We start from the raw sequence: 11,926 nt of genomic DNA, 5'->3' as shown, positions 1-11,926 counted from the left end.
AAAATAAGAGCATTTTTATCAGTTTTTTAATATAATGAGCATTTTTTATTTGCATTGGAAGTTTTGAACAGTGTAAAATAAAATATATTGTGTACTGATTGGAGGGAAGTATTGTAGTTAATTAAAGCGCCAGTACAAGTGATTGCCGTTCATTGTAGATTGATAAACTAGACAGAGTTTATTAAGAGATGGATGTATATGCTTGTAGACGAGGAGGATAGTGATCGAATCAGTTCGGCGGATGCTATCCCGGATGTGGCTCATTCGTAGCTTATTAATTAAAACAGAAGGGTAACCTTTTGGACAAAGTTAATAAGATCGCCAATAATTTAAAAATAATAAGTAAAACGATACATAAGTGTTATTGGTATCATGATGGATTAAACAGAATTCATATGACATCAAGATAGCTTTCTGTACCGTTCTTTTAACATGGAGGAAAAATTATGTGTGGAATTGTAGGATATATTGGTTATGAAAAAGCAAAAGAAATTTTATTAAATGGACTTGAAAAGTTAGAATATCGTGGTTACGACTCAGCTGGAATTGCAACACGTGACGACAATGATGTCACTGTAACAAAAGCAAAAGGCCGTATCGCAGAATTACGCAAAACATCAGATAACGATATTGATGGGCAAGTTGGGATCGGTCACACACGTTGGGCAACACATGGTGTCCCAAGTTATGAAAACTCTCACCCACATCAATCAACAAGTGAACGTTTTACACTTGTACACAACGGTGTTATCGAAAACTATGAAGAGTTAAGAGACACTTATATTCCAGAAGTAACACTTGTGTCAGATACAGATACAGAAGTTATCGTACAGTTAGTAGAATACTTTGCGAATCAAGGTATGAATACAGAAGAAGCATTTACAAAAGTGATTTCATTATTACACGGTTCATACGCTTTAGGATTATTAGACAGCGAAGACAATGATACAATCTATGTTGCCAAAAATAAATCTCCATTACTTGTAGGTATTGGTGACAACTTTAACGTAATCGCATCTGATGCATTGGCAATGATCCAAGTGACAAGTGAATACAAAGAATTAAAAGACCAAGAAATTGTATTGGTACAACGTGATAAAGTCACAATCAAAGATTTAGCAGGAAATATTGTTGAACGTGACAGCTATACAGCTGAAATCGATGCATCTGATGCTGAAAAAGGTGTCTATGATCACTATATGTTGAAAGAGATTCACGAACAACCCGCAGCAATGCGTCGTATTATCCAAGCATACCAAGATGAACAAGGTAACTTGAGTATGGATTCAAACATTATTGAAGATGTTAAAAAAGCAGACCGTATTTATATTATTGCGGCTGGTACAAGTTATCATGCTGGTTTAGTCGGAAAAGAATATTTAGAAAAATGGGCGGGTGTCCCAACAGAAGTGCACGTATCATCTGAATTTGTGTACAATATGCCTTTATTGTCTGAACGTCCACTATTCATCTATATTTCTCAATCAGGTGAAACAGCAGACAGCCGTGCAGTGCTTGTTGAAACTACGAAACTAGGTCATCGTTCATTAACAATCACAAACGTAGCGGGTTCAACGTTATCACGTGAAGCGGATCATACGTTATTGTTACATGCTGGTCCTGAGATTGCAGTTGCTTCAACAAAAGCTTACACAGCACAGATCGCCGTGCTGGCAATCTTAGCACAAGTTGTAGCAGAAGCACGTGGTCGTGAAACAGGCGTAGATCTATTGCCTGAATTAGCGAAAGTAACGGCTGCTATTGAAACAATTGTTGACGATGCACCGAAAATGGAACAAATTGCAAAAGATTTCCTTGAAACAGCACGTAATGCATTCTTCATCGGTCGTGCACTTGATTATCATGTCAGCTTGGAAGGCGCATTGAAATTAAAAGAGATTTCATATATCCAAGCTGAAGGTTTTGCAGGTGGCGAATTGAAACATGGTACGATTGCATTAATTGAAGATGGCACACCAGTCATTGCATTAGCAACACAAAGTCATGTGAACTTATCAATTCGTGGTAACGTTAACGAAGTCGTGGCACGTGGTGCACGTCCAAGCATTATTTCAATGGAAGGACTTGAAAAAGAAGGAGACACATATGTGATTCCTCACGTTCATGAACTATTAACGCCATTAGTATCGGTCATTACATTACAATTGATTTCATACTATGCAGCGTTGCATCGTGACTTAGATGTGGATAAACCACGTAACTTAGCAAAATCTGTAACAGTAGAATAGTTTACAGTCTCATAAAGTAAAAAGTATAGATTTAAAATAAAGATGCGACATTCGTTAAAAAGTTGCGATGAAATATCCTTTTGGATTATATTAATTCAAAGGGATATTTTTATGTCTAAAAGAGATAGAACATATAAAAATGGAAAATAGATTAAAGAAAGTAGAGATTCAGGTATTGGTTCGGATTATAAGCTGTGGTTAAATATTCAAGATGTTTTATCACTCGGTCGTTCTACACGATTAAAAGGTATTAAGATAGGAAGAGAACATGAATTTTTATCTGATTTAGAATGGAATTACTTTTATTTAACTGATATTCAAATTGTATTATCGATATTCGAGAACAATTTCCCTAACTCGACCTTTACAAAGAACAGAAGAAAGGGTTCTTGCAATAACTGTTTATTTAAGGTTTAAATTCCCCCCTTTTATTTACTGTTATTTTTAATGGATGGAGGTGTTTGATATTTTTTATGGCACTAGATTTTTTTATAAATTTTTATATTTTATAACTGCTATGACACCAGCCTATTTTTTATTCTTACTTCAAATAGATGATAAATTTCAACATCCATTCGATACTACGATTTTAAAAATGAAATTAGATGTTTATTGGTGGTGCGGAATTTTATTTTTGATTTTATTTATATTGGCTCTATTTCTAAAATGGTTAATAATCAACCAATATAAAACTCCTTCTACAGATCGAGTTTTAAATAATAAGAAAGAAAAATTTAAATTAAATAATTTAGAAGAAATAAACGGTAGTATAATTTCCTTTCTTTTAGGCAATGTTTTACCGGCGGTATTAATTATTGAAAGTAACTTATTGGTAGCTATTTTAATTTTTATTATTATTCAAATTCTGATTTATATTTTAATTATGAAAAAGTACTGATATTTTCCCAAATATTTTTCTTATAATATTGGGTATAGACTTATGCAAAACAGAAGACGATGATTATGTATTTACATTTAAATCAAAAAAATATGAAGAATTTAAAGTTTACCATATAGGTGAACCTTTGAAATCAAGATTATATATTACTATGTATGAGAAGTGAGGTTTTTATAAATGGCATTAGAGAGAATTTATGTGTACATCAAAAATTCCAAGTTATATAGAATTTATCAGTTGCAGACAGGAGATACAGAAAAATAGTATATACAATGCCTTCAACAATGATTTAAAGGAAAAGAAGGAAGCAGAAAATGATATGGAAGTTTTAAATGGGAATGCATTAATTGAAGATATACCATATTATATAGATTTCAAAAATATTTTAGAAGAAAGTTATTTATACACTTTTAAATCAGAGATAGAAAATTTATTGAATAATCAAACTGATAGAGTTATTCAATTTTCAAATTTCGGCAATAAACCAGAGCACATAAGAAATTTTGAAAAAAATGAGGGGGTAAAATTTTTAATTGTACAAGATGAAAATTCTCTTTATTTTCTATCAATTGCAAGAAATGCTGTAATTAAGAATAAACCCATCTTATCGTTTTCAATAACAGATAATACTACTGTGGTTGATGTGCCAAAAGGGATTCAAATTCCTCCTGCTGTTACAGCACGTTTAGACCGAAGTACTAAAAGACTTTTTGTATATGATGTAAATAGATTTGAAAGTATGTTGACCTTAAATGAAAATAGAAAAGCTAAGTCACAAGCTACCATTAATAGATTTATTCAAGGAGAGTACACTATTTCCGCAGATAAATATAAATTTTTAGGTTTAGACAATAATTTGGTTTTTCAAAAATTAAGTAGCAGTGCAAGGTCAGTAAGAAGATTGTCAAAATATAATACTCCTGAAACCAGCTATTCAATAGAGCAAATTAAAGAAGCTGTGGACAAACTTGACGAATCTCTAAGAGTTATTTTTGATGATAACAATAAAACAATTACCGTAACACCAGAAACAGCCAAAACATTTGTAGGTATTATTCATAACAGTATTGTTCAACGTTTGATTTCTGGAGAGGTTGAAATAGCTATTTAGTTTTAATTAATCTTTTTATAAAAAATAATTCTGATTCAAAACTAAAACTATACATTCTGATTTTTACAAAATTTATAGTTTTTTCTATTATAAAATCAACGTTTGTAGCATACTTTTAATTAACATCAAACGGCTGATTTTACCTCATTTGTGAAGTCAGTCGTTTTTTAAACATAGGGGTGGTATTGATGATTGAATTAAACAATATGACAAAGATAAAAGGTGGAAAACAGCTATTACATAATATTTCATGGCAGATTCAACCGGGAGAAAAATGGTTAGTCTATGGTATGAATGGTGCAGGTAAGAGTACTTTATTAAATGTCATGACTGCGTATGATTTTGCATCGCAAGGAGAAGTCAGTCTATTTGGTATGAAGCCTGGACATGAAGGATACTCCGCACATCGGGTTCGTGAACAAATCGGCTATGTTTCAGGTGGATTACACGATCGTTTTGCGGAAGGAGAAATAGTGCGAGATGTCGTTTTAAGCGGTATTTACAAGTCGATAGGAGTATATCAAACGCCAACGCAACAGGAAATAGAACAGGTGCAACAAATACTACGTCGCTTTGGCATGTCACATTTTGAAGGCAGTTACTTTGGGCAGTTATCAACGGGAGAGCAACAACGTGTATTGTTAGCACGTGCACTCGTCACACGCCCACGCTTGTTAATATTAGATGAGCCTTGTAATGGATTGGATTATGTAGGGCGTGAACAACTGTTGGATATGATTGTGAATTTGCAAGATGATGATAAAGAGATGGCAGTCATTTATGTGACGCATGTTGTGGAAGAAGTAACGGCAGATTTTACCCATGCCTTGTTATTGAAGGAAGGGGAAATACAAAAAAGTGGTGAGATTCATCAAACTTTGACGAGTCAAACACTCACACAATTATTTGGAATACTTGTGCAATTAGAGCAGCAAAAAGGAAGGTACCAACTGATTCGATTATAAATAGGTATTGATTGCTTTTCGTATGAGAAGATGACACACTTTATATGTATAGATTACCAAGAACAATGTGGAAAGGATCGTTAATCATGCAACAAGTGAAGGCAATATTTTTAGATATGGATGGGACTATTTTACGTGAGAATAACCGTGCAACTGATTATACATCAGAAGCGATCTCAAGATTAAGACAAACGGGGTACAAAGTCTTTTTAGCAACAGGGCGTGCAAAGGAAGAAATTTCATTGTTGATTCCCGACACATTACATTTTGATGGCATTATTTCATCCAATGGTACGAGTGGTCATATCGGAGAAGATGTGTTATTTCAACATGGTTTATCAGATGAAGGTGTACGTGCAATTGTTCGACAAGCGCAAGATGCAGGAATTTATTATGAAGTATTTCCATTTAATCAACCACGTTTTGCGTTAACAGAAGATAAGACATGGATGTTGCAACTTATTGAAGGCGAACAACCCCAATCAGTAGGAACGAGTGAATGGTTGTCTCGACAAGAAGCGGTTGAAACGAAATTATCATGGCAAGAGACATTTCCAGAAGATTTGAGTTACTCAAAAATTTATTTATTCCATCCTGATTTGGAAAAAATTGCTGCATTTCGTGAAGCGATTAAGTCACAAATAGATATGTTAAAAATTGAAGTATCGCAATCAACACCGAACAATGTGGAAACGATGGCTTATCAAGTGAATAAAGGAACTGGTATTCAGGAGATGTGTCAACATTTTAATATTGATATATCAGAGACACTTGTAATGGGTGACAGTGATAATGACCGAACGATGTTTGAAGTTGGTGGCGTGACAGTTGCGATGAAAAATGCCAGTGATGCAATTAAAGCATTAACGATGTATGAAACATCAGTGACTAATAATGATGATGGTGCAGCACGCTTTCTCATTGAACATTTAATGAATAAATGATAAAGAAAAACGTAAGTGCGTTTATGATTGAACGACACTTACGTTTATATTATGTGTTATGATACGTTTTTATGTCCTTGGTGATGAAAGTACGTGATGATTGTACCGAGCATGATGAAATAAACAGTATAACGAATAAAAAAGAATATTGCACTAACAATACCGGTAATAATTGAGGCGAGATTTTGTGAAATATGTGCTTGGCTCATTTGAATACCGTAAAAGACAGGACCTGCAAAGATAAGTAAGGTCAAGTTTAATAGGTAGAGTCCAATTAAGAATGGTAAAAATGTTTTTTGACCATTTTTGATTGTTGTCCATGCAATTTTGATATTATGACGAATTTTATTATCAGGGTTTTTAACAAATGCTGTGATGAAATTGATGATAAAAATCGCGATAAACACTGAAATAATACTAGAAATAACAGCAATAACGAATAGAATCATCATTTCAGTAAAGTTACTTGATACAAGAGGCTTTAAGAGTTGACGTAAGCCCATTGTAATAAAGTAATCGATGATGACTAACACAAGTAAGAACAGAGACGTGACGAGACCAACTAGAAGACTTTTACGCCATATTTTTCCGTTAAAAGTACTAAATAACACAGACCATTTAAGTGTCGCTTGTTGTGTAATCGCCTGGTACATCGAACGAATCGTTCCTACGAAGAGTGGGAAGGTAATCATTAAGAAAATTAATGCGATTAATAGCAATGCGCCCATTGTCACCAATATGAGTGACATCGTATTGCCTTGCCCTGTAAAGAAAGCCATTGCCCATAAGTTAAATATGAGCCCCATTGGTAATACTGAGAGACTTAAAAGTATTAACATCAACAGGAAATTGACTAAGTTCATACTATATAATTTTTTTCGCTGTAACTTTGTATGTTCTAAAAATAAACTTGTAAACTTAAACAAAGGTGAGCACTCCTTTCGACATATACTCAACGATATCAAAAACACGCCCATTTGCAAATTAATATGATAAAAGAAAAATGTAAAATTTTAATACTGTGATGTTTTATCGCATGAATAAGTTAATTGTGTTATAACATTAGTAAGAAAGCGAATGATTTTTAGAAAACATTAAAAGTAGTTCGTATAATGTCATGTTTTAGATGCAATATTCATTAAACTAACAGATTAGTTATAAGGAGGATAACAATGAAAATATCACGCCCTAAAATTTATGAGCAAATTGCAAATAGATTAATTGAGCAAATAGAAAGTGGTGTGTTAAAAGAAGGGGAACGTCTCCCTTCAATACAAAAATTAGCGGAAGATTTTGGGGTAAGTAATGCCTCTGTGCGTGAAGCTTTAAATGCATTACGGATTATCGGTTTAATTGAAATGAAACATGGTTATGGTACTTTTGTTAAACAGAAAACACCACAGCTCTTTGACTTTATTACGCAATCATTAACGCCCAAAAGAGTGAAAGAAATTTTGGAATTACGTGAAGTGGTTGAACTGTCAACGGCACAGTTTGCAGCAGAACGGCGAACGGATGCAATGTTGGAAGAAATGGAACATGCACTCAGTGATATGCGCAATGCGATTCAAACGGGAGAGTCTGGAGAAGAAGCGGATTTACGCTTTCATCTCGCCATTGCAAAAGCATCGGATAATCAGTTATTGTATGAATTATTGCACAATATATCTGATTTAATTCAACAAACGATGAAGGGGACACGCCACATTTATTTATATAATCGTCAAAAAACGATGGAACGACTTTTTCATGAACATACAGCTATTTTGGAAGCTATTCAGCAACAAGATGGTGAAACAGCGATGAAAAATATGGCGTGTCATCTAGCAGAAGTTCGTCAAACATTGATCGATCATTATATTGTCGATTAACACGTAATAATCATAAGGAGGAATTTTATTGAAAATCGGTTTATATATGGCGCTCATATGTGGCATTTTGTCGGGTGCGTGTATCTTTTTTGAGGTACCCCTCTTTCCGTCACTCATGTTTCCAGTCATGATTGGCATGTTGGGAATTATTGCCACATTGTGGACGCTCCCTAATCCAGACATTAGCCATATGTTGAAGCTAGGTGGAATACTCGTTAATGTCTTTCCAGTGATTGCTGGACTTATACAAATTTTTACAAGATAAGATTGTGTTGGAAGGGCTAGAATATCATTCGTGAGCATGCATCTAGTCAAACAGTATCTTACAATAGAGATAAGAAACTCTAGAAAATCTGTTGTTGTTTAAACTATAAACACTTATAATGAACAAGATAACTATATGGTGAAGGAGAATCATATACCATGGCTGCAGAAACAAATTACTTTTGGCTGAATTGTGGTTATAATAGATGGAATCACAATGAACCGTTAGTAGGACAAACCACTGTCTTTGAATCAGGCGCACAATTCAATCCGACACAAGGTTTTCGTGCATTTAAACAAGCACAAGTAGGAGATAAAGTTATCTTTTATCAAGTGCAGACAGATGCTGGATTACTTGGGTGGGGTGAAATCATAAGTGTCACAACAGGTGCACAGAATAAAATTCACGTACAATTTAAATTTAATGAAACGTTCAAACCTTTAACGACTGAGTATTTAAAGCGTAGTGAAGCACTAGAATTTCGCATGAATAATATGAAAGAGACATTGTTCAACAAAATCTCTTATGACGAGTTCGAATTAATAAAAGGACTTGGGACGGGGGATGTAACGATTCCACGCTATTTCTTTATGGCTGAAACAGAAACATTTGAACCAGAAGAAACATATACGATTTATACACATACACGTAACGGTATTAAACGCAATGGTTACCACCACTATACACAACTTGAAGTCGGTGACCAGATTGTGGTGTATAACAGACATATGAATCAATCGATTGTAGGACGTGCAGAAGTTGCGCATCATATTCATACACGCCCACCAGAGTCAGGAAGAACGAATAGTACAGCGATTGAGATACGTTATCTTGAAGATATTCATCCGATGAGTTTGATGACGTTGAATAAACACCCAAAACTTAAAAATCTCTATTTCTTACAAGAGAATGCGAAGCAAGCAATTGCGAGCTTAACACCAACGCAGTATCATGCGATGATGGAAATGAGTGAAAATGACGGTCTCAAAGGACAGTTTGAAACTGTGAAGGCAGATTATGAGTTGCCTAAGGAAGAAGATGTAAAGCCGTTTATTCTATTATTGGCTGACGATAAAACAGAAGGTCTCAAAGCAGCGACTTCCCTTGTAGAGAAAGCGAATGCGACACCCGTGATGACAGTTGGGCATCCGGATTTTTCTGAAGAGATGTTGTATGGTCGATATTTGCCGAACGAGGCAGGAGCATTGTATTATCGTGAAGGATTTATTACAGAATTAATGCCGAAATCAGACCGACAATACTTAGTTGTTGATCAGTTTGAACGCATTGATCCAGATATTTTCCAAACGTATATCAATGTGTTAGAAGGTTATGAGATGACTTTACCACGCTATAACAAAGATGGTAGTATGATTAAATGGAGTCGTGACAAAGATTCATTTTATCGCTTCAACCCGAACTGGCATATTGTAGGCGTGACGTACTTAACACCACAAGAAGTGAAAGAAACATACTCTACACAAATGTTGAAATATACACGTATTATTCAAGCAAAAAAATAATCATACGAAGAAGTGTCGCTTATTCAAAAATAGGCGAGACTTCTTTTTACATAAAAGTGATCGTAAGTACATAAAATATTCCGAAAATTCTTGCAGGAGAAATCGAGTCATAGTATGATATTTGTAATCGCTTACATTTTAAGTGAAGGGGAGAGGTTTAAATTGAATATTAAGAAACGTAATAAGAAAGAGATAAATGTATGGTATGCACTATTGACACTCAGCATTATGATTGTTGCAATGCTCTTTACTGTGGTAAAGCTGCAACAAGCACCACATATTCCTTTACTTATTGGAACAACTGTCGCAATTATTGTGACGATGTTTCACGATTATGAATGGGAAGAAGTAGAAGAAATGATGTACAAGGGGATTAAACATGCATTACCTGCCGTTGTGATTATCATGCTAGTTGGTTTGATCATCGGTGCATGGATTGGCAGCGGTGTTGTTGCTGCAATGATATATTATGGTTTAAAACTGATATCACCTACATATTTCTTGGCGGTTGTTGTTGTAATCTGTGGTATCGTATCATTAGCAATTGGAAGTTCTTGGTCTACAATGGCAACAGTAGGTGTTGCATCAATGGGGATTGGTATTAGTATGGGATTATCGCCGGGTATGGTAGCTGGTGCTGTTATTTCAGGGGCATATTTCGGTGATAAGATGAGTCCGTTATCTGATACGACGAACTTAGCTTCAGGGTTAACAAATGTTGATTTATTTGATCACATTAAACATATGTTCTATACAACGATTCCGGGGTTAGTGATCAGTTTGATTGCGTTCTTCGTTTTAGGTCAGATGTACGGTAGTGATCATTTGAACCGTGGACGTATTGATAGCATTATGAATGCCATTGATGATTCGTTTTTCATTACACCGTGGTTATTAGTTGTACCACTTATTGTCATTATTGCCGTTGCATTGAAAGTACCAGCGATTCCAGCTATCGTGTTAGGGGTTGTACTCGGTTTCTTTACACAAATCTTTGTACAAGGTGATTCTTTAGCAACAGCTGTTCAGTCATTGCAGACAGGTTACGTGTTAGAATCTGGCAATAAGACAATTGATGAGTTATTCAACCGTGGTGGTCTTGAGTCGATGTTCTATACGATTTCATTGACACTTGTTGCGATGACATTCGGTGGCTTGCTCGAATACTCAGGTATGTTGAAAGCATTAATTTCTGTTATATTAAAGTTTGCTAAAAATACAGGTACGTTGATCGCATCCGTGATTATTTCTTGTTTTGGTACAAACTTATCATGTTCAGAACAATATATTTCAATTATTGTGCCATCACGTATGTATGTTTCAACGTTTATTGATAAAGGGTTACATCCGAAAAACTTATCACGTGCACTAGAAGATGGTGGGACATTAACATCTGTCTTTGTCCCTTGGAATACATGTGGTGTATTCATCTTAACAACGTTAAATGTACATGTAATTGAATATGCACCATTTGCGATTTTGAATTATGTCGTCCCTATTATTTCAATTATTTATGGCTTTATCGGCTTCAAAATCATTCAATTATCAAAAGAAGAAAAGGTCTATTTCCAACAGCAACAAGCGATGGAATAAGAGATCTTTTAGAAAATTGTGGTTCAGCAACGCAATGTTTTGCTAGCCACAATTTTTTAAGTGGTATTCATTTCTATCTTATTAGAGAAACGTTAAAATAAAGTTGAGGTGAATATTATGCCAATTATTTATTATGATCACAAATGTGTTTATTGCTATAACTATGCGATTTGGTTAATTCGTCATGGATTACCCCGAAGTTATCAATTCGCACCGTTGAAAGGTAAGGCTGGTCAAATATTAGAATCACAGCAATCAGGTGTCACGAAGAAAAACAGTGTTGTGTTACAACGTGGGGAAGACCTTACTTTTGAATCGACAGCCATTGTGCATATGTTGCGGGCATTAGGCGGATACAAATACTTAGCACTTTTATTATGGATTGTGCCTAAGCCGATACGCAATATAGGTTATCGTACATTTGCAAGTAATCGAGATAAACTATGGTCAACGACTTGGGTAGAACCAACTGAGTACGAAAAATCATTTTTCATAGAATAGCGAGGA

General features: G+C 34.8%; 11 protein-coding genes and 1 pseudogene. 11 read left to right on the top strand and 1 reads right to left on the bottom strand.

The features are described from left to right. The first annotated feature begins 446 nt into the window (after nucleotides 1–446). The 6 genes and pseudogenes from glmS (at nucleotide 447) to C7J88_RS05020 (ending at nucleotide 6,167) form a co-directional block, all read left to right on the top strand. A complete protein-coding gene (gene glmS / locus C7J88_RS05045) occupies nucleotides 447–2,249 on the top strand; it encodes a glutamine--fructose-6-phosphate transaminase (isomerizing) (RefSeq protein ID WP_095117552.1) in 1,803 nt (600 codons plus the stop codon). 150 nt (nucleotides 2,250–2,399) lie between these two features. After that, a pseudogene (locus tag C7J88_RS10685) lies at nucleotides 2,400–2,602 on the top strand (heteromeric transposase endonuclease subunit TnsA); the annotation flags it as partial. Between the two features lie 98 nt (nucleotides 2,603–2,700). Further along, the gene (locus C7J88_RS05035; RefSeq protein ID WP_249027487.1) at nucleotides 2,701–3,147 is read left to right on the top strand and encodes a KwaA family protein; all 447 of its coding nucleotides are present in this window, start codon (nucleotides 2,701–2,703) and stop codon (nucleotides 3,145–3,147) included. Between the two features lie 196 nt (nucleotides 3,148–3,343). After that, nucleotides 3,344–4,258 (top strand): hypothetical protein, encoded by a 915-nt coding sequence (locus tag C7J88_RS05030; protein WP_249027486.1) that lies wholly within the window; start codon nucleotides 3,344–3,346, stop codon nucleotides 4,256–4,258. A gap of 185 nt (nucleotides 4,259–4,443) precedes the next feature. Beyond that, nucleotides 4,444–5,223 carry an ABC transporter ATP-binding protein gene (locus C7J88_RS05025; protein ID WP_371866990.1) on the top strand — a complete coding sequence of 260 codons (780 nt, stop codon included), beginning with the start codon at nucleotides 4,444–4,446 and terminating at the stop codon, nucleotides 5,221–5,223. Nucleotides 5,224–5,309: 86 nt separating this feature from the next. Further along, on the top strand, nucleotides 5,310–6,167 hold the full coding sequence (locus C7J88_RS05020; RefSeq protein WP_095117549.1) for an HAD family hydrolase: 858 nt from the start codon (nucleotides 5,310–5,312) through the stop codon (nucleotides 6,165–6,167). Between the two features lie 56 nt (nucleotides 6,168–6,223). Here the strand turns inward: C7J88_RS05020 and C7J88_RS05015 are convergent, their stop codons facing one another. Beyond that, a complete protein-coding gene (locus tag C7J88_RS05015; RefSeq protein ID WP_095117548.1) occupies nucleotides 6,224–7,093 on the bottom strand; it encodes a hypothetical protein in 870 nt (289 codons plus the stop codon). Between the two features lie 246 nt (nucleotides 7,094–7,339). Here C7J88_RS05015 and C7J88_RS05010 point away from each other — a divergent pair, with 246 nt between their 5' ends. The 5 genes from C7J88_RS05010 (at nucleotide 7,340) to C7J88_RS04990 (ending at nucleotide 11,920) form a co-directional block, all read left to right on the top strand. Next, complete coding sequence (locus C7J88_RS05010) at nucleotides 7,340–8,038, top strand: FadR/GntR family transcriptional regulator (protein ID WP_095117547.1); 699 nt, start codon at nucleotides 7,340–7,342, stop codon at nucleotides 8,036–8,038. A 28-nt stretch (nucleotides 8,039–8,066) separates the two neighbouring features. After that, a complete protein-coding gene (locus C7J88_RS05005) occupies nucleotides 8,067–8,303 on the top strand; it encodes a hypothetical protein (protein ID WP_095117546.1) in 237 nt (78 codons plus the stop codon). Between the two features lie 158 nt (nucleotides 8,304–8,461). Further along, nucleotides 8,462–9,826: an EVE domain-containing protein gene (locus C7J88_RS05000; protein ID WP_095117545.1), complete on the top strand. Its 1,365-nt coding sequence runs from the start codon at nucleotides 8,462–8,464 to the stop codon at nucleotides 9,824–9,826. A 228-nt stretch (nucleotides 9,827–10,054) separates the two neighbouring features. Continuing rightward, on the top strand, nucleotides 10,055–11,419 hold the full coding sequence (nhaC, locus tag C7J88_RS04995; RefSeq protein ID WP_229709414.1) for a Na+/H+ antiporter NhaC: 1,365 nt from the start codon (nucleotides 10,055–10,057) through the stop codon (nucleotides 11,417–11,419). A 117-nt stretch (nucleotides 11,420–11,536) separates the two neighbouring features. Then, a complete protein-coding gene (locus C7J88_RS04990) occupies nucleotides 11,537–11,920 on the top strand; it encodes a thiol-disulfide oxidoreductase DCC family protein (RefSeq protein ID WP_095117543.1) in 384 nt (127 codons plus the stop codon). Nucleotides 11,921–11,926: the final 6 nt, after the last annotated feature.

This window comes from Staphylococcus muscae (assembly GCF_003019275.1).
In the GTDB taxonomy this organism is placed as follows: Bacteria; Bacillota; Bacilli; order Staphylococcales; family Staphylococcaceae; genus Staphylococcus; species Staphylococcus muscae.
The sequence above is the reverse complement of the archived record's forward strand: the minus strand, read 5'-3'. Positions and strand labels throughout refer to the sequence as shown.

Excerpts from the sequence above, each read along its gene's own strand:
- glmS (WP_095117552.1), top strand. The coding sequence starts at position 447 with ATGTGTGGAATTGTAGGATATATTGGTTATGAAAAAGCAAAAGAAATT.
- C7J88_RS05035 (WP_249027487.1), top strand. The coding sequence starts at position 2,701 with ATGGAGGTGTTTGATATTTTTTATGGCACTAGATTTTTTTATAAATTT.
- C7J88_RS05030 (WP_249027486.1), top strand. The coding sequence starts at position 3,344 with ATGTGTACATCAAAAATTCCAAGTTATATAGAATTTATCAGTTGCAGA.
- C7J88_RS05020 (WP_095117549.1), top strand. The coding sequence starts at position 5,310 with ATGCAACAAGTGAAGGCAATATTTTTAGATATGGATGGGACTATTTTA.
- C7J88_RS05010 (WP_095117547.1), top strand. The coding sequence starts at position 7,340 with ATGAAAATATCACGCCCTAAAATTTATGAGCAAATTGCAAATAGATTA.
- C7J88_RS05000 (WP_095117545.1), top strand. The coding sequence starts at position 8,462 with ATGGCTGCAGAAACAAATTACTTTTGGCTGAATTGTGGTTATAATAGA.
- nhaC (WP_229709414.1), top strand. The coding sequence starts at position 10,055 with ATGATTGTTGCAATGCTCTTTACTGTGGTAAAGCTGCAACAAGCACCA.
- C7J88_RS04990 (WP_095117543.1), top strand. The coding sequence starts at position 11,537 with ATGCCAATTATTTATTATGATCACAAATGTGTTTATTGCTATAACTAT.